This is a genomic window from Rhizobium sp. Root482, from assembly GCF_001426565.1.
Classification (GTDB): Bacteria; Pseudomonadota; Alphaproteobacteria; order Rhizobiales; family Rhizobiaceae; genus Pararhizobium.
Genome location: NZ_LMFA01000012.1, coordinates 146,423 through 168,585, shown reverse-complemented (window position 1 = coordinate 168,585; position 22,163 = coordinate 146,423). Strand labels below are relative to the sequence as shown.

General features: G+C 62.2%; 20 protein-coding genes and 1 other annotated feature. Of the genes, 7 read left to right on the top strand and 13 right to left on the bottom strand.

The window, feature by feature from the left end:
• The first annotated feature begins 10 nt into the window (after window positions 1-10).
• Window positions 11-1,534 carry an exopolyphosphatase gene (ppx, locus tag ASD31_RS08825; protein WP_056331976.1) on the top strand — a complete coding sequence of 508 codons (1,524 nt, stop codon included), beginning with the start codon at window positions 11-13 and terminating at the stop codon, window positions 1,532-1,534.
• Between the two features lie 44 nt (window positions 1,535-1,578).
• On the opposite strand, the gene ASD31_RS08820 is transcribed toward ppx, so the two are convergent.
• Together ASD31_RS08820 and ASD31_RS08815 are read right to left on the bottom strand one after the other, a co-directional pair.
• Window positions 1,579-2,646, bottom strand: coding sequence for an adenylate/guanylate cyclase domain-containing protein (locus ASD31_RS08820; protein ID WP_056331975.1), 1,068 nt, complete (start codon window positions 2,644-2,646; stop codon window positions 1,579-1,581).
• Between the two features lie 55 nt (window positions 2,647-2,701).
• Window positions 2,702-3,628, bottom strand: a complete 927-nt coding sequence (locus ASD31_RS08815) for an AraC family transcriptional regulator (RefSeq protein WP_056331972.1) — start codon at window positions 3,626-3,628, stop codon at window positions 2,702-2,704.
• Between ASD31_RS08815 and ASD31_RS08810 the strand changes: the two genes are divergently transcribed.
• Entirely contained in the window at window positions 3,627-4,034 is a 408-nt protein-coding gene (locus ASD31_RS08810) for a DUF2000 family protein (RefSeq protein ID WP_056331970.1), read from the top strand. The two genes, ASD31_RS08815 and ASD31_RS08810, sit on opposite strands and share 2 nt — an antisense overlap.
• Window positions 4,035-4,043: 9 nt before the next feature.
• Here the strand turns inward: ASD31_RS08810 and rnd are convergent, their stop codons facing one another.
• From rnd to ASD31_RS08795, 3 genes are all read right to left on the bottom strand, one after another.
• Window positions 4,044-5,189 (bottom strand): ribonuclease D, encoded by a 1,146-nt coding sequence (rnd, locus tag ASD31_RS08805; RefSeq protein ID WP_056331968.1) that lies wholly within the window; start codon window positions 5,187-5,189, stop codon window positions 4,044-4,046.
• An 84-nt stretch (window positions 5,190-5,273) separates the two neighbouring features.
• Window positions 5,274-6,677 (bottom strand): multicopper oxidase family protein, encoded by a 1,404-nt coding sequence (locus tag ASD31_RS08800; protein ID WP_056331966.1) that lies wholly within the window; start codon window positions 6,675-6,677, stop codon window positions 5,274-5,276.
• 111 nt (window positions 6,678-6,788) lie between these two features.
• On the bottom strand, window positions 6,789-8,027 hold the full coding sequence (locus tag ASD31_RS08795) for an MFS transporter (RefSeq protein ID WP_056331964.1): 1,239 nt from the start codon (window positions 8,025-8,027) through the stop codon (window positions 6,789-6,791).
• Here ASD31_RS08795 and ASD31_RS08790 point away from each other — a divergent pair.
• The 4 genes from ASD31_RS08790 to ASD31_RS08775 all read left to right on the top strand — a co-directional run bounded on the left by ASD31_RS08790 (window position 8,026) and on the right by ASD31_RS08775 (window position 12,245).
• Window positions 8,026-8,214 carry a hypothetical protein gene (locus tag ASD31_RS08790; RefSeq protein ID WP_056331962.1) on the top strand — a complete coding sequence of 63 codons (189 nt, stop codon included), beginning with the start codon at window positions 8,026-8,028 and terminating at the stop codon, window positions 8,212-8,214. The genes ASD31_RS08795 and ASD31_RS08790 overlap by 2 nt on opposite strands.
• A 111-nt stretch (window positions 8,215-8,325) precedes the next feature.
• Window positions 8,326-10,119: an aspartate--tRNA ligase gene (gene aspS / locus ASD31_RS08785; protein ID WP_056331960.1), complete on the top strand. Its 1,794-nt coding sequence runs from the start codon at window positions 8,326-8,328 to the stop codon at window positions 10,117-10,119.
• Window positions 10,120-10,238: 119 nt separating this feature from the next.
• Window positions 10,239-10,294: a sequence feature (sul1 is cis-regulatory element that is thought to sense ions involved in sulfur or methionine metabolism; They are found in Alphaproteobacteria), on the top strand.
• Window positions 10,295-10,362: 68 nt separating this feature from the next.
• Complete coding sequence (locus ASD31_RS08780; protein ID WP_056331958.1) at window positions 10,363-11,847, top strand: SulP family inorganic anion transporter; 1,485 nt, start codon at window positions 10,363-10,365, stop codon at window positions 11,845-11,847.
• Between the two features lie 74 nt (window positions 11,848-11,921).
• Window positions 11,922-12,245, top strand: a complete 324-nt coding sequence (locus tag ASD31_RS08775) for a DUF1236 domain-containing protein (RefSeq protein WP_056331956.1) — start codon at window positions 11,922-11,924, stop codon at window positions 12,243-12,245.
• A 74-nt stretch (window positions 12,246-12,319) separates the two neighbouring features.
• Here the strand turns inward: ASD31_RS08775 and ASD31_RS08770 are convergent, their stop codons facing one another.
• Window positions 12,320-13,513 (bottom strand): hypothetical protein, encoded by a 1,194-nt coding sequence (locus tag ASD31_RS08770; RefSeq protein WP_056331954.1) that lies wholly within the window; start codon window positions 13,511-13,513, stop codon window positions 12,320-12,322.
• 275 nt (window positions 13,514-13,788) lie between these two features.
• On the opposite strand from ASD31_RS08770, the gene parC reads away from it, so the two are divergent.
• On the top strand, window positions 13,789-16,041 hold the full coding sequence (gene parC, locus ASD31_RS08765; protein WP_056331952.1) for a DNA topoisomerase IV subunit A: 2,253 nt from the start codon (window positions 13,789-13,791) through the stop codon (window positions 16,039-16,041).
• Window positions 16,042-16,061: 20 nt separating this feature from the next.
• Here the strand turns inward: parC and ASD31_RS08760 are convergent, their stop codons facing one another.
• The 7 genes from ASD31_RS08760 to hemB all read right to left on the bottom strand — a co-directional run bounded on the left by ASD31_RS08760 (window position 16,062) and on the right by hemB (window position 20,780).
• Window positions 16,062-16,451: a type II toxin-antitoxin system death-on-curing family toxin gene (locus tag ASD31_RS08760; RefSeq protein WP_056331951.1), complete on the bottom strand. Its 390-nt coding sequence runs from the start codon at window positions 16,449-16,451 to the stop codon at window positions 16,062-16,064.
• Window positions 16,448-16,669 carry an AbrB/MazE/SpoVT family DNA-binding domain-containing protein gene (locus ASD31_RS08755; RefSeq protein ID WP_056331949.1) on the bottom strand — a complete coding sequence of 74 codons (222 nt, stop codon included), beginning with the start codon at window positions 16,667-16,669 and terminating at the stop codon, window positions 16,448-16,450. Before ASD31_RS08755 ends, ASD31_RS08760 begins: the two co-directional genes overlap by 4 nt.
• Window positions 16,670-16,731: 62 nt before the next feature.
• Window positions 16,732-17,628 (bottom strand): DMT family transporter, encoded by an 897-nt coding sequence (locus ASD31_RS08750; protein WP_056331947.1) that lies wholly within the window; start codon window positions 17,626-17,628, stop codon window positions 16,732-16,734.
• 3 nt (window positions 17,629-17,631) lie between these two features.
• Window positions 17,632-18,402, bottom strand: coding sequence for an arginyltransferase (locus tag ASD31_RS08745; protein ID WP_056331946.1), 771 nt, complete (start codon window positions 18,400-18,402; stop codon window positions 17,632-17,634).
• Between the two features lie 170 nt (window positions 18,403-18,572).
• A complete protein-coding gene (locus tag ASD31_RS08740) occupies window positions 18,573-19,037 on the bottom strand; it encodes an RDD family protein (protein WP_056331944.1) in 465 nt (154 codons plus the stop codon).
• 93 nt (window positions 19,038-19,130) lie between these two features.
• Complete coding sequence (locus ASD31_RS08735) at window positions 19,131-19,730, bottom strand: class I SAM-dependent methyltransferase (RefSeq protein WP_056331942.1); 600 nt, start codon at window positions 19,728-19,730, stop codon at window positions 19,131-19,133.
• A 36-nt stretch (window positions 19,731-19,766) separates the two neighbouring features.
• Window positions 19,767-20,780, bottom strand: a complete 1,014-nt coding sequence (gene hemB, locus ASD31_RS08730; RefSeq protein ID WP_056331940.1) for a porphobilinogen synthase — start codon at window positions 20,778-20,780, stop codon at window positions 19,767-19,769.
• Window positions 20,781-22,163 lie beyond the last annotated feature (1,383 nt).

The following is a 22,163-nucleotide window of genomic DNA, read 5'->3' as shown; positions in this document are numbered from 1 at the left end:
CTGGAATTGCATGGTTGAATCCGAAGCCCAGGGGCGTTTGCCTGGAATAGCCCCGGTCTCCGTCGTGGATATCGGGTCGAACTCCATCCGTCTGGTGATCTATGAGGGGCTGAGCCGCTCGCCGGCCATCCTGTTCAACGAAAAGGTCATGTGCGGGCTCGGCAAGGGCATCGACGCGACCGGGAAAATGGACGGGGAAAGCGTCGAGCGGGCGCTGAAGGCGCTTCACCGTTTCAGGGCGCTGTCCACCCAAGCGCGCGCCTCCACCGTTTTCGTCCTGGCAACGGCCGCCGCCCGTGATGCCTCCAACGGCCCCGATTTCATCCGCCGCGCCGAAATCATCCTCGGCCAGAAGATCCGGGTGCTGACCGGCGAGGAAGAGGCCTATTTTTCGGCGCTCGGCATCGTCAGTGGTTATCATGGTCCAGATGGCGTCGTCGGCGATTTCGGCGGCGGTTCGCTCGAGCTTGTCGATCTGGCGGGCACCCGCATCGGCAAGGGTATCACCCTGCCGCTCGGCGGCATCCGGCTTTCCGAACATGCCGGCGGATCGATCGTCAAGGCGCGCAGCCATGTGCGCCGCTACCTGAAGGACGCGCAGGTGCTGCGCGATGCGGGCGGACGCACCTTCTATGCCGTCGGCGGCACCTGGCGTGCGATCGCCAAGCTGCATATGGAGACGCGCAATTATCCGCTGCACATGATGCAGGGCTATGAAATCTCCTTCGAGGAGGCCATGGCCTTCCTGCCGGAGGTGATCGAGCCGAAGGATCCGAAGGCCCCTGCCTATGCCACCATTTCCAAAAGCCGGCGCGGCCTGATGCCGTTCGGCGCCATCGCCCTGCAGGAGGCGATCGCCCAGATGCGCCCGGCGCGCATCTCGTTTTCGGCGCTCGGCGTGCGTGAAGGCTACCTGTTTTCACTGTTGACGGCGGCGGTGCGCGCCCATGACCCGCTGCTGACGGCGGCCCGCGAGCTTGCCATATTGCGGGCCCGCTCGCCTGAACATGCGCGTGAACTGGCCGAATGGACGGGCCGGGTGATGTCGCATTTCGGCATTGAAGAGACCGGGGAGGAGAGCCGCTACCGGCAGGCGGCCTGCCTGCTTGCCGATATCAGCTGGCGCGCCCACCCCGATTACCGTGGCCTGCAGGCGCTCAACATCATCGCCCACAGCACTTTTTCCGGCATCACCCATGCCGGCCGTGCCTATATCGCGCTCGCCAATTACTACCGTTTCGAAGGCCTGAACGACGATGGAGCGACCGGTCCGCTGGCCGCCATCACCACGCCGCGCATGTTGGAACTGGCCAAGCTGCTCGGCGGCCTTCTGCGCGTCGTCTATCTGTTTTCGGCATCGATGCCCGGCATTATCCGCAATCTCGATATCCGCCGATCAACGGCGCCCGATCTCGACCTCGAATTCCTCGTTCCCGCTGCCTATGCCGAATTCGAAGGCGAACGGCTCGACAGCCGCCTGCAGCAGCTCGCCAAGCTCACAGGCAAGCGCATCGCCTTCCGGTTTGGGGGGTAACCGGGCTGTCCCGCGCGGTCACCTCCATGCCGATACGGGATGCCTCATTCGGCCGGGATGCGCAGGTCGAGTGTTTCAGCCGGCACGATCTGCCCCCGTGATCGCAGCGCCATGACGCCGATCGTCTGCCCTCGTCCCTTGACAGCATGCATGCCGAGATCATCCATGGCGAATGTGTCGGGCAGGGCGATGCGCTCGGCGAGGTCGGCCGAAATCAGCACCGGCTGCTTCAGTGTCCGGCAGAGCGATTCCAGGCGCGCCGTGGTGTTCACCGTATCGCCGAAATAGGCGATCTTGTGATGGTCGACGCCGATCTCGGCGGTGATGATGAAGCCGCCGTGAAGGGCGGCCCGCAGGCGCGGAACCTGGCCGAATTTCTTGCGCCAGATCTCCGCGTCTTCCTCGATCTGGTCGAGGATTTCGAAGATGCAGCGGATACAGCGGGCGTCCTTGATGCCTCTTTTCATCGGCCAGGTGATGATCGCGGCGTCGCCGATATAATCGTCGATCGCGCCCTTGTAGCGCCGCACCGGCTCCGCGAAGGTCGCAAACAGCGCCTTCAAAAGCTGCTGGGCATGAAGATCGCCGTGCTTTTCTGCAAAAGGCGTCGAATCGGCGAGGTCGATGAACAGGAAGACCCGTTCTTCGCGCACGGGTTTGCGATAGCGGCTGATCAGCATGCTGGTAAAAACGTCGCGTCCCAGCAGGTCGCGCACTCGAAGGATGAAGATGATCAGCGCGCAGACGGCGAGCGCATAGAGGAAGACCTCGAACGGCATGACCATGATCCCGCGCAACGGGCTGGGTTCCATCCATCCAAGCAGGCGCATCAAAATGCCGGCCAGCGCAAATCCGGCGCTCATCATGATCTCGTAGATGATCAGGGCGCAGGCGATATAGGCGAGCGTCGGCAGTCTCTCGATGCGCCGGTAGAGCGAGCGGAACAGCACCCTGCGTTCGAACGCGATCAGCGGGACGCCCATGAAGATGGCATAGACGGCGCCGATCAGCACGGAATCCCCAGGATACATGAGGACGCTGTAGAGAACGCCGCTCAGTGCCATGCCAAGCGTGATCATCAGCCAGTTCTCTGCCGGAGATATGTCTCTCATTTTACTCCAGTCGCCGTGAACGCTTTGACGCATTCTTCCATCTGGGTGGTTGCGGTCAAGTTCTTTCGTAGGCTTGCGCCGATGGGCGGCCGCTCAAGCCTGCCCATCGGCCTGGCGTCAGTCCATATGCCTTCTTGAAATGGCGGGTGAAATGCGCCTGATCGGCAAAGCCGGTATCCAGCGCGGTCTCGGCGAGACTCCGGCCGCCGGCGAGCAGCCGACGGGCCTTTTCCAGCCGGCGCATGATCAGGTAGCGATGCGGGCTGGTGCCGAGCATCGTCCGGAATTGCCGGGCGAGGGTGAAACGGTCAAGGCCGCTGATCCCTTCCAGCACCTGCGACGTGACCTGCCGCTCGCAATGGGCCTGGAGATAGTCGGATGTCCGCCGGATTGCCGCCTGGTCGGTCTTTCCACCCTCTAAGCCGCCGTCGGCATGTTTCACCAGCGAATCGGCGATCCCCGCCAGGAGATCGTCACGCTGAAGTGCATCGATCTCGCCTTCGAGATCGCCCATCGCCTCGGCAAGGCTGTTTGCGAAAATGCTGTCGGAGATGATCGGGGAGGCGACGAACGGAAGGCCGCGGCAACGCCCGTCGAGCGCGTCCATCAGTATTTCTGGCGGCAGATACATCATCCGGTAGCGCAGCCCTTCCTCGGTCCCGGCGCCGCCGTCGTGAAGTTCGTCGGGATGCAGCACGATGATGTTTCCGGGCTGGCTGTAGCGCACCATGCCGCGATAACGGAAGGTCTGGACGCCCCGAAGCGTCAGACCCAGCGCATAGGTATCGTGCCGATGCGGCGCAAAGGCATCGCCTCGGAACTGCGCCTCGATCCGCTCGATGCCGCCCGAGGCCGGCGCAATGGTGATCCTGTCGACTGAAGCCGCGCCGCACGAACGTTCAAGATCGCCGCCGCCCGCATCGGCTAGACCGGCCGGCGACGCGCCAAGCGTCCTGTTTCCGAGAATGGAGTTGGCATTCATGTTCGATACCAAATTTGCAATCGTGCTGCGCGAGGACCTGGCCGTCTGGCAGAAACTCAACGTCACGGCCTTTCTCACGAGCGGCATCGTTGCGCAGAAACCCGGCCTTATTGGGGAAGCTTACCGCGATGCGGCCGGCAACGTCTACAATCCGTTGAGCATCCAGCCGATCATCGTCCTGTCAGCCGATGAAGGGAATATCGCGACGATCCACCGCCGTGCGCTGGAGCGGGAGGTACGCCCGTCGCTCTATGTCGAGGAAATGTTTTCGACGGGGCACGACGCGGCCAACCGCGAGGTTTTCGCACGGTTTGGTCCCGAAGACGCAAAAGTCGTCGGCATTGCCGTGCATGCGGACAAGAAAGTGGTCGACAAGATCGTCAAGGGCGCGCGGATGCATCCCTGACGACCGGGATCAGAGTTCGACCGCTTCGATCTTCCGATCGACGAAGCGCAGCGCCACCTCGCCATTGATCAGCTTCAGTGCGGTTTCGCCGAAAAGTTCGCGCCGCCAGCCCTTCAATGCGCCGACATCGGCCTGCGGCCCTTCGCAGGCGATGCGCTCGAGATCGTCGCTGTTGGCGATGATCTTGGCCGCAACGCCCTGTTTTTCTGCGATCAGCTTCAAAAGCACCTTGAGCATCTCGCTGGCCGCCTGGGCGCCCTCCGGCGACTGATTCTGGCGCGGTACCTTGGGCATGTCCGCCTTCGGCAAGGCAAGTGCCGCATTGACGGCCTCGACGATGGCGGTGCCGGCGGCCGAGCGCTCCCATCCTTTGGGGATGGTGCGCAGGCGCGACAGGGCTTCCATGTCCTTGGGTTGCTGCTGGGCGATTTCGTAAAGGCCGTCATCCTTGATGATGCGCCCGCGCGGCACGTTGCGGCTGCGCGCCTCGCGCTCGCGCCAGGCGGCGATCTTCTGCAGGATGGCCAGCTCCTGCGGCTTCTTCAGCCGCATCTTCAGTCTCTGCCAGGCATCGTCCGGATGGATGTCGTAGGTTTCCTTGGCTTCGAGAACCGCCATTTCCTCGGTCAGCCAGAGCGACCGGCCCTCGCGCTCCAGCTCTTCCTTCAGGTGCAGATAGACATCGCGCAGATGGGTGACGTCGGCCAGCGCGTAGTCAAGCTGCTTTTCCGACAGCGGACGGCGGCTCCAGTCGGTGAAGCGCGAGGACTTGTCGATATGCACGCCCTTGATGCGGCTGACGAGCTGGTCGTAGGAAACGCTGTCGCCGAAGCCGCAGACCATGGCGGCCACCTGCGTATCGAAGATCGGATGGGGAATGAGCTTGCCGAGATTGTAGATGATCTCGATGTCCTGGCGGGCGGCGTGAAACACCTTGACGACATTGGTATCGGCCATCAGCGTGAAGAACGGCGCAAGGTCGATATCCTTGGCCAGGGGATCGACGATGACGGCGATGTCCGGCCCGGCCATCTGGATCAGGCACAGTTGCGGCCAGAAAGTCGTCTCGCGGAGGAATTCCGTGTCGATTGTCAGATATTGCCCCTTGGCCAGCGTTTCGCAGGCGGCGGCAAGTTCGGCGGTTGTTTCGATCATCAAACTTCAATCACTGTGGCGGAAATGCGGCGAGGGGTTGACCCGATGTATCCCTTCAAGCCCGGTGTCACAATGAAAAAAAGTTCAGGCGATATGGAAATATCCCGACATTCCGGTCTTCTGGTGCTCGATGATATGGCAATGCAACAGCCAGTCGCCGGGATTGTCGGCGACCAGGGCCAGTTCCGCGTGTTCGTCAGGCAGAAGCAGGATCGTGTCGGTCGGCGGCGGCAGGATGGCGCGCTTGTTGGAGCCGACGACGCGGAAGCTCAGGCCGTGGAGATGGATCGGATGGGCATGCGGGGTGCGGTTTCGAACCTGCAGGAGATAGGTCTTTCCAAGCTTCAGATCGGCGAGCGGCGCCACCGGATCGGCGGGATCTCCGGGCCAGGCCACCCTGTTGATCGCCCAGAAACTGTAGCCGATCGTGCCGCAGATGCTCGGCCCTGGTGCTGCCTCCGAAGTGGCGGTGAAGTCGAGCGGAATGGCGGTGGCGGTGGAAAGGTCCGGTTCGGCAATGGGGTTTGCCGGCAGCGGCGTCACGTCGCGGATATCGCGCTTGAGGGAAGCGCCCGTCGCCCGCAGCGTCGCGATCGTCCATGGGTGGGAGCCGCGCATATTGGTGAGCGTGACGGTTTCGCCTTCCGCATCCGGCATGCGCACCACCAGTTCCACGCGCTGGCCCGGACCGAATTCCAGGATATCGAGCGGAAAAGGCCGCTCGACCGGATTGCCGTCAAGCGCGATCACGCTTGCTTCCGCGCCGTCCACCTTCAGCGCGTAGATACGCGTCACGTCCGTCGCGGCGATGCGGATGCGCGTCAGGCTTCCGGCCGGCGCGTCATGGACGGGCTCCCTTTGCCAGTTGGCGGTGCGCACCGTGCCGTAGGTCCCGCCACGGGCGGCGTCGCGCGGCTTGAACGGCGCGATGAAGGCGCCGTCGGCGCCAAGCCGCCAGTCGCGCAGGTTGAGCACGATTTCCGCATCGAACACCGGATCGGCCGGGTTTTCGACGACGATCATTCCGGTGAGCCCATGCCCCATCTGCGTCAGCGTATTGCAATGGGGATGATACCAGAAGGTGCCGGCATCGGGGGGCGTGAAGGCGTAGTCGAAGCCGTCGCCGGGATAGACATAGGGCTGCGTCGCCTCCGGCACACCGTCCATGGCGTTTGGAATGCGCAGGCCGTGCCAGTGGACTGTCGTCGGCTCATCCAGGCCGTTCAGCAGCCGCGCGGCAAAGGGCTCACCCTGCCGCATCCGAAGGACCGGCGGCATGCCGGTGGCGGCATCCTCGCCAAGCCCATAGGTCATGACCCGCGGCGTGATGCCGCCGCTTGCCAGCCGCGCCTCGGTGAACTGCGCCTTGAGCAGATGCGGCGTCGGTGATGCGATGCTGCCGCGCACGGCAAGCCCGGCACCAAGCGCGAAGGAGCCGGCGGCTGCGGCGGATCCTTTGAGAAGCATGCGGCGGCTGATGGTCGGCATCGAGCTCTGTTCCGGCGAGGAAGGATTTCGCCTTCCTCTTAAACTTGACCGAAGAATTCATCAATTGGCAAGGGGCATCAATTGGGGGTCACGCGCATTTTGCCGCAGCCGTCAGCGATCCTTCCGCTCCTCCGGCCTTGCAGCGAGCTTGTTGAAGAAGAACGAGGTTCGCAACAGGCTCTTGAATCGCATCGACCGCTCATCCGCCGGCACGCCGCTGCGCGCCGTCATCCGTTGCAGCGTGTAGAGCATGAAGGCGGCGAGCACGGCGGCGGTATAGATGAACAGGGCGCGGGGTCCGAAAATATCGAGCATGAAGGACGCAAACAGCGGGCCGATAATGGCGCCGATCGACCAGAAGAACAGCATGCCGGCGGAAACCAGCGCATGCTGGCCTTCGGCGGCATGATCGTTGGCATGGGCCGAGCAGAGCGAAAACAGCGGCATTGCGAAAGCGCCGAACACGAAGATACCGATATAGTTCGGCCATTCGCCGTCGCCGGCGAAGAAGGCGAGATAGAGACCGGCGAGCATCGCTCCAGCCGTGGCAAGGAGGATGATTAGCCGCCGGTCGAGCCTGTCTGAATAGATACCGAGCGGATATTGCAGGACGACGCCGCCGATGATGCCGGCGCTCATGAAGGTGACGACGGCGGTGATCGTCAGGCCGATGCCCTCGGCATAGATCGGGCCGAGCGAGCGGAAGGTGGAATTGGTCAGCCCGACGACGATGCAGCCGATGGTGGCAAGCGGGGAAATGTTCCACAGCGCCTTGATGTCGAAGCGAATGGCTTCCGGTGCGCCGGGGCTGGAACGATCGGCAAAGGAGATCGGCACCAGCGACAGGGTCAGCGCCATGGAGATAATCACGAACAGCTGGAACCCGTCGATGCCGACGGCGGGGATGAGATATTGGGCGGCGGTCACCGAGCCGAGATCGACGACGCGGTAAATGGACAGCGTTCTCGCCCGGTTGGTATTGGTCACCTGCGCGTTCAGCCAGCTTTCCACCGTGGCGAAGAGGCTGGCAAAACAGATGCCGGCGATCAGTCGCATCAGGAACCAGAACCAGGGGTCGATCAGCAGCACCATCGCCAGCGACGCCGCCGAGGCGATGGCCGCCATGGCGGAAAAGGTGCGGATATGGCCGATGGAGCGCAGGATCCGCGTCACATAGATGCAGCCGATGGCAAAGCCGATGCTGTAGCCGGTGCCGATCAGCCCGATCAGCGAGGTGGAAAATCCCTCCTCCAGCGCCCGCAGCGAAATATAGGTGCCCTGCAGCCCGTTGCCGCCGATCAGGATGCCCGCGGTAATCAGGAGAGGAATGAGCGGACGAATTTGCGACATGGACGAGGAAATCCGGATTTTGGCGGCGACTCGCCTGAATCTGTCGCCGAACATCTGCTTAGCCTTGCCGGACGCTGGAAAACAGTCGCGATTTCTGACTTTGGGCACTGAATCGGCAAACAAAACCCACATCGGACCACAGGCGGCAGATAATAAGCTGGCGCCAGCCGACATGCTGTTACGGTAAACCGGTAAAAGCTTGACAAATCGGCCCCGTCATGCGCTTTTCCGCCCGATTTCGACGCTGCCGCAGCGCGCTTTTGCGTGGCCGCGCGGCACTTGCTTCCAGGATAATATGATGCATCGTTACCGCAGCCACACTTGTGCCGCTCTTGGCAAATCCGATGTCGGCCAGTCCGTTCGCCTGTCCGGCTGGGTCCATCGCGTACGCGACCACGGCGGCCTGCTGTTCATCGACCTTCGCGACCATTACGGCATGACGCAGATCGTCGTCGATCCCGACAGCCCGGCCTTCAAGACCGCCGAAACCGTGCGCGGCGAATGGGTCGTGCGCATTGATGGCGAGGTCAAGGCGCGCTCGCAGGAAACCGTCAACAAGCAGATGGCGACCGGCGAGATCGAGCTTTACGCCCAGGAAATCGAGGTGCTTTCGGCATCGAAGGAACTGCCCTTGCCGGTGTTCGGCGAGCCGGATTATCCCGAGGATGTGCGCCTGAAATACCGCTTCCTCGACTTGCGCCGCGAGACGCTGCACAGGAACATCGTCAAGCGCACCCAGATCATCGCCGATATGCGTCGTCGCATGAACGAGATCGGTTTCGCCGAATATTCGACGCCGATCCTCACCGCCTCCTCGCCTGAGGGCGCCCGCGACTTCCTGGTGCCGAGCCGTATCCATGAAGGCAAGTTCTTCGCCCTGCCGCAGGCCCCGCAGCAATACAAGCAGCTCCTGATGGTGGCCGGTTTCGACCGTTATTTCCAGATCGCGCCCTGCTTCCGCGACGAGGACCCGCGCGCCGACCGCCTGCCGGGCGAATTCTACCAGCTCGACCTCGAAATGAGCTTCGTCACCCAGGAAGATGTCTGGGACACGATGGAGCCGGTCATGCGCGGCGTCTTCGAGCAGTTTGCCGAGGGCAAGCCGGTGACGCAGGAATTCCGCCGCATTCCCTATGATACGGCGATCCGCACCTATGGCTCCGACAAGCCGGACCTGCGCAACCCGATCGAGATGCAGGCCGTCACCGAACATTTCGCCGGTTCCGGCTTCAAGGTGTTCGCGGGCATGATCGAACGCGATCCGAAGGTCGAGGTCTGGGCAATCCCGGCCAGGACCGGCGGTTCCCGCGCTTTCTGCGACCGCATGAACGCCTGGGCGCAATCGACCGGCCAACCGGGCCTTGGCTATATATTCTGGCGCAAGGAAGAGGATGGCTCGACCGCCGGCTCCGGCCCGCTGGCCAAGAATATTGGCGAGGAACGTACCGAGGCGCTGCGCACCCAGCTTGGCCTCGAGGCCGGCGATGCCTGCTTCTTCGTGGCCGGCGACCCGGCGAAATTCTACAAGTTCGCCGGCGAAGCCCGCACCCGCGCCGGCGAGGAACTGAACCTTGTCGACCGCGACCGGTTCGAACTCTGCTGGATCATCGACTTCCCGTTCTACGAATGGCTGGAAGACGAAAAGCGGATCGACTTCGCCCACAACCCCTTCTCGATGCCGCAGGGTGGTCTGGAAGGCTTGAACGGTCCCGATCCGCTGTCGCTGAAGGCCTATCAGTACGATCTCGTCTGCAACGGCTTCGAAATCGCCTCCGGCTCGATCCGGAATCAGTTGCCGGAAGTCATGGTCAAGGCCTTCGAACTCACCGGCAAATCGGCCGAAGAGGTCGAGGAGCAGTTCGGCGGCCTCTACCGCGCCTTCCAATACGGTGCCCCACCGCATGGCGGCATGGCAGCCGGCGTCGACCGCGTCATCATGCTTCTCGTCGGTGCCAGAAACCTGCGGGAAGTCACGCTGTTCCCAATGAACCAGCAGGCACAGGACCTGTTGATGGGCGCCCCGTCGCCGGCAACGCCCGCCCAGTTGCGCGAACTGGCGCTGCGGGTCATCCCGACGGCAAAGAAGGACTGAGGTCCCTCTGTTTCGAAATACAAAGGCCCCGACATTTCCATGCCGGGGCCTTTTGTCTTTGCCGCCTGCGCCCAGTCTTGCCTTTTGCGGCCCGCTTGCCCTATAAGGCCGGCACAAACCCCGGACCCGGTGAAAACCCGGGTGGCTCTTCTGGCCGCCGATCCGCCAGACAACGCAACACCATCATCATGTTCGAGCGCCTGCATGTCTGCCGGCACTGATGAAACTTTGCGGAAAACATCCATGAATTATCTCTCGTCCTACCGTCGCGAATGGTTTTCGAATATTCGCGCCGACATCCTGTCCGGCATCGTCGTGGCGCTTGCGCTGATCCCCGAAGCCATCGGCTTTTCGGTAATCGCCGGTGTCGATCCGAAAGTCGGCCTGTTCGCCTCCTTCGCCATTGCCTGTGTTGCTGCCTTCACCGGTGGCCGGCCCGGCATGATCTCGGCTGCAACCGCCGCCACCGCGGTGGTGATGGTGACGCTCGTCAAGGAGCACGGGCTGCAATATCTGTTCGCTGCAACCATTCTCATGGGGCTGCTGCAGATCATCGCCGGTTTCCTGAAGCTCGGGCGCCTGATGCGCTTCGTCTCCCGCTCCGTCATTACCGGCTTCGTCAATGCCCTGGCGATCCTGATCTTCATGGCGCAGCTGCCGGAACTCATTGGCGTGCCCGGCCAGACCTATGCGATGATCGCGGCGGGGCTGGCGATCATCTATCTCTTCCCTTACGTAACGAGAATTATCCCGTCGCCGCTGGTGGCGATCGCCGTGCTGACCGCCGTGGCTGTGTGGACCGGCATGGATATCCGCACCGTCGGCGATCTCGGTGAGCTGCCCTCCGCGCTGCCGGTTCTTGCATTGCCGGACGTGCCGCTGACATTCGAGACGCTGACGATCATCTTTCCCTATTCGGTGACGCTGGCGGCTGTCGGGCTGCTGGAATCCATGCTGACGGCGCAGATCGTTGACGACATGACGGATACGCCCAGCAACAAGAGCCAGGAATGCCTGGGGCAGGGCGCCGGCAATATCGCTTCCGCCCTGATCGGCGGCATGGGCGGCTGCGCGATGATCGGCCAGTCGGTGATCAACGTCACCTCGGGCGGGCGGGGACGGCTCTCCACCTTCGTTGCCGGTGCCTTCCTTCTGTTTCTCATTCTCGTGCTCGACGATCTCGTTCGCATCATCCCGATGGCCGCTCTTGTCGCGGTGATGATCATGGTCTCGATCGGGACATTCTCCTGGCGCTCGATCCTCAACCTGCGGCACAATCCGCTGTCTTCGTCGGTGGTGATGCTGGCCACGGTGGTCACCGTCGTCGGCACCCACGATCTGGCAAAGGGCGTCATCGTCGGTGTACTTCTGTCCGGCGTCTTCTTCGCCGGCAAGGTGGCGCGTCTGTTCCGCGTCTCGTCGCAGTTGGACGCTGACCATGGCATGCGGACCTATCTTGTCGAAGGCCAGATATTCTTCGCCTCCGCCGAGAGCTTCATTGCCGCCTTCGATTTCTCAGAGCCCCTGAAGAAGGTCGTCATCGATGTCGGAACGGCGCATCTCTGGGATATCACCTCGGTCGGCGCGCTCGACAAGATCGTCCTGAAATATCGCCGCAACGGCGTGGAGGTCGAGGTCATCGGCCTGAATGCCGCAAGCGCCCATATGCTCGATCGTTTTGCCGTTCACGACAAGGGCGATGCCGTGCCGGCGCAGGTCGCCGCCTGACGGGCTGCGGCTGAAAATTGGAACTTTCTCCTTGTCCTGCTGTTTGTTAGGCAGCAGAAACAAGGAGAAAGAACATGCGCAAGACACTCATGGTCGCTTCCGCGGCTTTCATCGCCCTGTCGGCACCCGCTTTTGCCCAGAGCACCGTCGTCGTCACCGATCCGGCCGTCACCAGCTCGACGACGGTCGAACTGCCCGGCGAGGTTCGCACCTACGTCCTGGAGCAGTCGGTTCCCTCTGTTGCCTATGAAGGCGAGATCGTCGTCGGCCAGCCGATCCCCGATACGGTCGAGCTTCATGTCGTCCAGGGCCATGACGACTATGCCTATACCGTGGTCAACGAGCGCCGGGTCATCGTCAATCCGCAGACCCGCGCGGTGATCCAGGTTCTGGAATAACCGATCTTCAAACTCAAAAGCCCCGGCCGTAGTCATGCGGCCGGGGCTTTTGATCGTCTACGTGGCTTCAGCCGTCAGTCGTTGGCCGTGACCTTGACGCCGAGAACGCCCGGTACCGTGTTCGGTGCGCCCATGGCGGCACCCATGATCATCGGGAAGGGAACCGGCTTTTCCGGCTCGGCGCTGATCGTCAGGCTCTTCGGCGCATCCAGATAGGTGTTGACGGCAGCCGTCACCTGGTTCTGCAATTCCGGCACGTTGAGCTGCCCCATCATCAGCGGCACGATCCCCTTGAGCGACTGGGCCAACTGGTCGCCGGTCATGCCCTGCTGGGCGCCGATATAATCGAGAACCCGCTTGGTGATGGTCGCGTCGTCGAAACGCAGCGACGCGTTGTTGAATGTGAGCTGCTGCACAAGGCCCATCATGGCAAGACCCATGGCCTGGTTGGCCTCTTCCTTGTTCGGATTGGCTTCCTGTGCCTTGATGGCCTCCTGGATGGATTTCATGAAGTCCAGCGTGTATCCGGAAATGTCGAAGGAGAAGGCCAGGCGCCCGACATTGGCGAAATCGAAGGCATATTCCTCCAGCGAGACATTGCCGCTGGCAAGCTCCCAGCTGCCCTTCATGGTCATTTCGCCGGACAGGGTCTTCAATCCGAGCTTCTCGATCGCTTCCTTGGACTTGGCATCCTCGACATCAGAGAGATCGGCCTTGACGCCGGTGAGCGCCGCGTCGAAGTCGAAGCCGGCATCGCCTTCCTGCTTCGTCAGGTTTGCTTCCATTTCCTCCATGGAGAAGACCTGCTTGCCCTTGACGGTCACGGTCACCGGCCCGGTTCCGGCCGATTCGTAAAGGACGATGTCGTTGATCGTGCCGCCCGCCGGATTGCCGGGGATCGTCAGCCCGCTCATGGTGATGTCGGTCGCGGTGACGGCGGTCTCGTCCTCCTTGACGTTCACGTCCGGCAGCGTCACCGTCTCGACATAATAGCCGCCGGCATCGTCTTCCTCGACGCCGTCGAGCGTCACGTCGCCGACCTTGAAGTCCTTGCCCGGAGCGGAGGTGGATTTGACGCTGACGCCGCTCAGCGTCACGGTGGTGCCGTCCACATCGACGCTTTCATAGGTGATCGAAGCGCCGTTCAGCGCATAGGCTTCATTCAGCTTGTTGACGAGTTCCGCGCCGTCGAGTGCGAAGGCCGGACCGGAAAGACCGATGAAGGCGGCGCTGGCCAGCATCAGACGAAGGGTGCGGGTAGGCAGCATGGACTGGTTCCTTGGTTGTAAGGGTTTAATTTCGAACGCATTTCTAATACGGATTGAGGCCGAAATATATTCGAATCCGATTTTGCAGTGATGTTTCATCGTCGGGGCCGTCTGGCGTTCTGACGGTCCGGTCGGCGGTTGCTGCGATTGCCGTGACCCGAAGATTTTTCGCAGTTTCGCTCCGTTGGGCATCGGGCCTCTCCACAGAACGGTTCTCCACAACGCAATGCCCTGTATTCCTTGATGTTGCGGCCTTCTTGAGGTAGCAACAAACCATGGGACAAAGCCTTTTGCCGCCGTCGGGCGGAGACGACCACACTGTGCCTGTTGACCTCAAGGCGGCGCTGGAAGAGCGCTATCTTGCCTATGCGCTGTCGACAATCATGCACCGCGCTCTGCCGGACGTGCGCGACGGGCTCAAACCCGTCCATCGCCGCATCGTCCATGCGATGAGCGAAATGGGCCTGCGCTCCAATTCGTCGTTCAAGAAATGCGCCCGCATCGTCGGCGATGTCATCGGTAAATTCCACCCGCATGGCGACCAGTCGGTCTACGATGCGCTGGTGCGACTGGCACAGGATTTCTCGCAGCGCTATCCGATCGTCGACGGGCAGGGCAATTTCGGCAATATCGACGGCGACAGCGCCGCAGCCTATCGCTACACCGAAGCGCGCATGACCGATGTGGCGAGCCTGCTGCTCGAAGGCATCGACCAGGATGCGGTGGATTTTCGCCCGACCTATAACGAGGAAGACCAGGAACCGGTTGTCATGCCGGGCGCCTTCCCGAACCTGCTCGCCAATGGCGCCTCCGGCATCGCCGTCGGCATGGCGACCTCCATTCCGCCGCACAATGCCCATGAACTCTGCGACGCCGCCCTGCACCTGATCCGCCATCCGGAAGCATCCGTCGAGAAACTGATGGACTTCGTCCAGGGGCCGGACCTGCCGACCGGCGGCATCATCATCGATAGCCGCGAAAGCATGGTCGAGGCTTACAAGACCGGCCGCGGCGGTTTTCGCGTGCGGGCCAAATGGGAGGTCGAGGATACCGGCCGCGGCGGCTACCAGATCATCGTCACGGAAATTCCCTTCCAGGTGCAAAAGTCCCGGCTGATCGAAAAGATCGCCGAACTGCTGATCGCCCGCAAGCTGCCGCTTCTGGAAGATGTGCGCGACGAATCCGCCGAGGATGTCCGCCTCGTCCTGGTGCCGAAGAGCCGCTCCGTCGATCCGACCATCCTGATGGAATCGCTCTTCAAGCTGTCCGAGCTGGAAAACCGCATTCCCCTGAACATGAACGTTCTGTCCATGGGCCGCGTGCCGCGCGTCATGGCGCTGAACGAGGTGCTTCTGGAATGGCTGCAGCATCGCCGCGAGGTCCTGCAGCGCCGCTCGCGCTTCCGGCTTGCGGCGATCGACCGCCGGTTGGAAATCCTTGGCGGCTATCTGGTCGCCTATCTCAACCTCGATGAAGTCATCCGTATCATCCGCGAGGAGGACGAGCCGAAGCCGGCGCTGATGGCCCGCTTTACGCTGACCGACCTGCAGGCCGAATCGATCCTCAACATGCGCCTGCGCTCGTTGCGCAAGCTGGAAGAGTTCGAGATCCGCACCGAGTTCGACGCCCTGTCGAAGGAGAAGGCGGAGATCGAGGCGCTTCTGTCTTCGGACGAGAAGCAATGGCAGACGGTCGCCTGGGAAATCGGCGAGGTGAAGAAGAAATTCGCCAAGGCAACCGCCATCGGCCGCCGCCGCACCCAGTTCGCGCTGGCGCCGGATACCGATCTGGAAGCGATCCAGCAGGCGATGATCGAGAAGGAGCCGATCACCGTCGTCATCTCCGAAAAGGGCTGGATCCGCGCGCTGAAGGGTCATATCGCCGATGTCTCGGCGCTGCCCTTCAAGGAGGGCGACAGCCTGAAACTGTCGTTCCCGGCATCGACCACAGACCGCATCCTTATCGTCACCACGGGCGGCAAGGCCTATACGCTGGGCGGCGACAAGCTGCCGGGCGGGCGCGGCCATGGCGAGCCGCTGCGTATCATGGTCGACATGGAAAACGATCAGGACGTGCTGACCGCCTTCGTCCACGATGCGGGCCGCAAGCTGATCATTTCCTCGGCTGCCGGCAACGGTTTCGTGGTGCAGGAAACGGAAATGGTCGCCAATACCCGCAAGGGCAAGCAGATCATGAATGTCGGCATGCCGGACGAGGCTAAGCTCGTCATTCCGGTCAAGGGCGATCACGTCGCCATCGTTGGCGAGAACCGCAAGCTCCTGGTTTTCCCGCTGGCGCAACTGCCGGAAATGACGCGCGGCAAGGGCGTGCGCCTGCAACGCTACAAGGACGGCGGCGTGTCCGACATCCGCTGCTTTGCCATTGCAGACGGCCTGACCTGGTCCGACAGTGCCGGCCGCAGCTTCATCAAATCCAGCGACGAACTGATCGAATGGCTGGGCGACCGGGCCTCGGCGGGCAGGGTGGTACCGAAGGGTTTTCCAAGGAGCGGCAAGTTTACGGGGTGATGATTAGTTCCGGCGATGCGCTATTGCGTTTTAACGACGAAGTCGTGCAGGAAACGAATAATCCCCCCTTCGTCGATTTCGCCTGCGGCAACGGAAAGAACAAAGCTGAAAAGGTTGCCGTCGCTGGTTTCGATCTCGTAGCCGTTGTCCATCAGAAAGACACCGGCCGCAACGATGGCAATACGCTTGTTTCCATCGATGAACGCATGGTTCATGGCCAGCCCATAGAGATAGGCGGCCGCGAGTTCCACGACATCGTTGCAGCCATAGGAGGCCTTGTTGACGGGGCGGGCCAGAGCGGATTCGAGAGCACCTTCGTCACGCAGCCCGAAAGCCCCGCCAAACCGCTCGATTTGCAGGGCATGCAGTTTTTCGATAATCGGGCGACCGAGGAAGTTGAAATCGCTCATTCGGCCAGCTTTTTCAATGCGACTTTATATTTGTCCATGAAACGACTGGCATGTTCCAGTTGCCGCGCAAAAGCTTCATCGATGGGTTTCATCTGAAGGTTGCCGTTTTCGGCGGTGACCTCCATCTGGTCGCCCGCCTTCAACCCCAGGCGGTCCAGCACCTCCTTCGGGATGATCACGCCTTCCGAATTGCCGATCTTGCGAATGGTGACGTTCATGGCGGTTTCTCCGATGTTATAACAGCATTATAACATCGGTTGGAAAGGGCTGCAACGGCCTGTCAATGGAGCGGCGGCGGAACGGCAAGCGCGGTGCGTTGCCGCACTTGCCAGAGCGAGTGTCCGACCAGCGCGAGCACAAGGATGGCGCCCCCAAGGACAGTATTGCGCGTGGGGACTTCGGTGAAGACGATCCACATCCAGATCGGCGCAAGGATGGTTTCGAGCAGATAGAACATGCCGACCTCAGGGGCCGAGAGATAGCGCGGCCCGGTCGCCAGACAGAAGAAGGCGAGCGGAATCATGATCAGCCCGTCGAAGGCGATCCAGAGCGGCTGGGCGATGGCAAGCCCGCCGGCCGGCAGCAGGAACAGCGCGATGATACCAGGGAATATCGCGGTTACCAGCGGCACCAGCCCCATGTCGCGGCCGCTGGCGCGGCTGATGGTGATCGCACCGGCCAGCAGGAACGCCGATGATGCGGCCATGGCATCGCCGAACAGATGCCCGCCTTCCAGTCCGCCCTGAACGATGACGCCGACGCCGACGATCATGATGGTCATGGTGACCAGCGTCGCATTGGCCGGGCGCTCCTTAAGGAAGATCCAGGAGAGCAGTGCCGCGAACATCGAGGTGAAGGCCAGGATGAACACCACATTGGCCGTGGAAGTGTTGAACACGGCCAGCAGGAAGGTGAAGGAATTGATGCCGTAGAGAAGTCCGGCGGCAAGCCCTGCCTTTCCGGGGATGAGTGCCGTCTTCCTGCCAAGCACCCGGTTGAGCACCAGCCAGGCAAGAAGCGCGACAGCGAAGGTGCACAGGCTGCGCACGGCGAGCAGCGACCAGACCTCGCCGTCGGCGGAGCGGATCAGCGGAATGTCGAAGGAAAGGGCAAGGCCGCCCAGGCCGGTAATCAACAGGCCGCGGCGGTGGTGGGCGGCATCGGGAATGGAGCGCAAGATCTAGTCCTGTTCGGTGGATTCGGTCTCTTCCGTATAGCGCTCCCAGCCACGCGCCATAAGGTGCTCCTGCGGCAGAAACTTTGTTTTATAATCCATCTTGCGCGATCCCTTGACCCAATAGCCGAGATAGACATGCGGCAGGCCGCGGTCTCTCACCTTGCGGATATGGTCGAGGATCATGAAGGTTCCAAGCGAGCGGAAGGCAAGATCCGGATCGAAATAGGAATAGACCATCGACAGGCCGTCGCCCATCCTGTCGGTGAGGGCAGCTGCGACCAACGGTCCCTTGGCCGCACCAATGCTGTCGCCCTCGACCTTCAGCCGGTATTCGATGATCCTGGTGTTGACATGGGTATCCTCGACCATCATCGCATAGTCGAGCACCGACATGTCGGACATGCCACCCTTCTGGTGGCGATGGTCGAGATAGCGTCGAAACAGGCTGTATTGCTCGTTCGAAGGCTCGGCCGGATATTCCGTCGAAACGAGGTCGCTGTTCAGGGCCGCGACGCGGCGCATCGAGCGGGTCGGGATGAATTCGCCGGCGACGATGCGCACCGAAACACAGGCGCGGCATGTCTCGCAGGCTGGCCGATAGGCAATGTTCTGCGAGCGGCGGAAACCGCCCTGCGTCAGGAGATCGTTGAGTTCGGGCGCCCGCTCGCCCACCATATGGGTAAAGACCTTGCGCTCCATCTCGTGCGGCAGATAGGGGCAGGTCGCCGGCGCGGTCAGGTAGAATTGCGGAGACGGTGCAGTTTGCGTATTCATCGGGCGCGGGGATCGCTCTTCATTGCCGCTTCGAAAACATCAGCATGGCGCAAGATTGAAAAAGGTCAATCACGACTTTTTGCCAGTGGCAAATGAAACGGCAGGCAGGGGAACCGAGATGTCGCGGGGAGGGCGAAGGACAATGAAGAGACCCAACCCCGACGGATCGGTCAATAATGGTCGCGGCGCACCGTCACGGTGCCGATCAGGAGATCGTGAAGCAGACGGCCGCGATCGGTAAACAGGCCCACCAAAAGGACCAGCGGCGTCAAAAGCGCATTGGCGATCCAGAAGATCACCAGATGCACGATGGCCGTAAGGAAATCCATCGGCCTGCCGTCGGTGCGGGCAATGGCGAGCCCCATCATGTTCATGCCGGGGGAAGCCTGCTTCGGGCCGCCCACCGTCATGCCGAAATAGAGCATGGCAAGGCCGGCGAACAGCACGGGATAGAGCAGGAAGCCAAGGCCGAGTGTCAGGATGCCGAGGAAGAAGACGACGACGGCGGCGGGGATCCACAGGAGCCCGACGATCGCGTAGTCGATGATGAAGGCAAAGACGCGCCGGCTCAGCACGCCCTGATAGGCCCGCCAGTCATTGCTCGGAACTCTTGCCTGTCCATCCTGTACGCTCATTGCCATTCTCCTTGTCCGACGACTTGGCAGAATATGGGTGGCGCTGCCCGGAAAATCAAACCTTGCGCAAAATAAGCCTGGGCCAATGGCCTATCAGGCGGCGCGTATCGCCGTCACATGCAGCCAATCGGTTTTCTCGCCGTCATAGCCACCGCCGACCGCTTCGGTCATGTCGGCGCTTTTCCAGGTAAGGGGCGCATATTGTGCCTCCAGCCAATCGCGGGAGGGGTAATTGTAGTAGCGGTCGAACCGGTCGCGTCCTTCGGCCGATCCGGCCTTGAAACTGGCGTAGAACATCCCGCCCGGCTTCAGTGCCTTGTGGATGCGCGACAGGACAGCGGCGAGGTTCGCTCTTGGCACATGGAGAAGGCAGGCATTGGCCCAGACGCCGTCATAGAGGCCGCTCGCATCCAACTGGTCGAAAGGCAGGACGGCGACCGGCCGCTTCAACAAATCTTCCGCCTGCCGTGCCATTTCCGGCGAGCCGTCGGTCGGCGTCACGTCGAAGCCGCGTGCCAGCATGGCCTGGCTGTCCTGCCCGCCGCCGCAGCCCAGTTCAAGAATGGCGGCGCCGGGTGGTAGCAGGTCGAGAAAGGTATCGAGCCGCGCATTGGCCGTCTGGCGGGCCCGCAGGGCATAGGTTTCGGCTTCGCCGGCGTAGAAATCCAGTGTCCTGTCATCAAGGCTCTGCATGCCGATCTCCTTCGATGCCGATAGCCGTCCGCCGCTCTATCGCTTTGCAAGAAGGCGCGCCACGTCCATGGCGAAATAGGACAGGATGCCGTCGCAGCCGGCGCGCTTGAAGGCCAGCAGCGTTTCGAGCATGACGCGTTCGCCGTCGATCCAGCCGTTGGCGGCGGCCGCCTTGATCATCGTATATTCGCCGGAGACCTGATAGGCGAAGACCGGCAGGCCGAAGGCCTCCTTCATCCGCCAACAGATGTCGAGATAGGGAAGGCCGGGCTTGACCATCAGCATGTCGGCGCCTTCCTCGACATCGAGGGCGGCGTCGCGCATCGCCTCGGTGGCGTTGGCCGGGTCGATGTAATAGGTCTTCTTGTCGCCCTTCAGGAGGCCGCCGGTGCCGATCGCCTCGCGATAGGGGCCGTAATAGGCGGAGGCGAATTTGGTCGCATAGGCCATGATGCCCACGGACTGGTGGCCGGCCGCGTCGAGCGCCTGGCGGATGGCGCCGATGCGGCCATCCATCATGTCGGACGGGGCGATGATATCGGAGCCGGCCTCGGCCTGGATGACGGCAGCGCGGGCGATCTGGGCGACGGTCTCGTCGTTGATGATCTCGCCATCGCGCAGGATGCCGTCATGGCCATGGCTGGTGAAGGGATCGAGCGCCACATCGGTGATCACGCCGATATTCGGCACGGCCTTCTTGATGGCCCGGGTTGCCTGGTTGATCAGATTGTCGCCGGAAAGGCTGTTGGAGCCGGTCTCATCGCGCAGCGCGCTGTCGATATTGGGGAAGGTGGCGAGCGCCGGGATGCCGAGATCCGCCGCCTCGCGCGCCGCCTCTGCAGCCTTGTCGACGCTCAGGCGCATGACGCCGGGCATGGCGGCGATCGGCTCGGAGATGCCGGTTCCGGGAACGAGGAAGATCGGCCAGATCAGGTCGTCCACCGTCAGGCTGTTTTCCCGCACCATCCGTCGCGTCCAGTCGGCCTTGCGGTTGCGGCGCATGCGGCGGTGGCCGGTGAGAAGGTCGACTTGATGGGTGCTGTCGGTCATGGCGATCGTCTTTCGGTGCGTTCCGGTGGTGGCGGTTTATCATGGCGAATGGAGAAAGGAAAAGGCTCGAACTGCGTCAGGTCGCCGCTCGGGGAGGCGATGTGAATTTTTCGTTCCCGGTTGGGGAAGGGTAAGTTTGGTTGTCTGATGATTTGCCTTGAACTTCCCTTCTCCCCGAGGGGAGAAGGGAAGAACGGCATACTTGCGGCGTTATAGATCTCCGTTATGGCCTGTTCTGCTTGTGGAGAGAGGCCCGGGGTGAGGGGGCTTGCTTGGGGCGCTCGGGTTCGCCGCATCTTTCTTCTCCCCGCTGGGGAGAAGGGAAGTTCGGCGTTTGCAGCCCCCACAACGACCTCCAGCCACGCCCGGAAAACATCCGTCGTGGGTTCGCTTTCATTCACTTGGCCGGGGCGCTGGAAAGTGCCGTGACTAAGTAAATTTATATGACGCCTTCCAGCGCCCCGTTCAGTGTTAGTCGATGAACAATTCCGGTTTCTCTGCGGGGGTGGCGGCACCTTTTACTGGCACAGGGTGACGCTCGGCCGGTTGCCGGATCGCTCCGGGCCGTGCGGCGCCACGAAAGGGATTGCTTGTGGCAAGCCCAGTCGCCGCTCCTCATGTGCGCCTCACAAGCGCGCCCCGCCCTGTTTCAGGCGGGAGGGGAACCATTTTCTGCCCATCCACCGAATGAAGACTTGCGTCCCGCCCCCATCCGGCACCGGCCCCGCCTCACCACCACGCCTGGCAGCGTATCCAATGACGGAACAATTTTCTGCCCATCCACCGAATGAAGACTTGCGTCCCGCCCCCATCCGGCACCGGCCCCGCCTCACCACCACGCCTGGCAGCGTATCCAATGACGGAACAGGCATAAGGTGACACAGGTTCACAGGACGGGGATGAGCGGGGATGAATTTTTGTTGGGGCGGGGCCGCTTGGCAGGGGCGGCCGGTTCCTCAAAGCGCCGCTCTAGTGGGCTGTTTGCGGGCTGCCGCGCACTCCAAGGTGATATTTCCGCGACCGGCTCCTCTCCCTCCGTCATCCTCGGGCTTGACCCGAGGATCCAGGGCCACGCCCATTGTCCGTGCTTGGGGCATGGATCCTCGGGTCAAGCCCGAGGATGACCAAGAGGGGGGACAGAGTGTGAGCAACGGAGATGAGAGTACGGCTGGCGTTCCAAGTATCCCGCGGCCATGGGCTGTGAGGAGTAGCCTGCTGACCAAGGTGCTTCCCCCGCATTTGGCTCCTCCCCCTCGGTCATTCTCGGGCTTGACCCGAGGATCCAGGGCCATGCCCATTAGTCCATCGGTCGGGGCGTGGATCCTCGGGTCAAGCCCGAGAATGACCGAGGAGGGGACGCAGGATGACGGAGCGGGAGGGGGC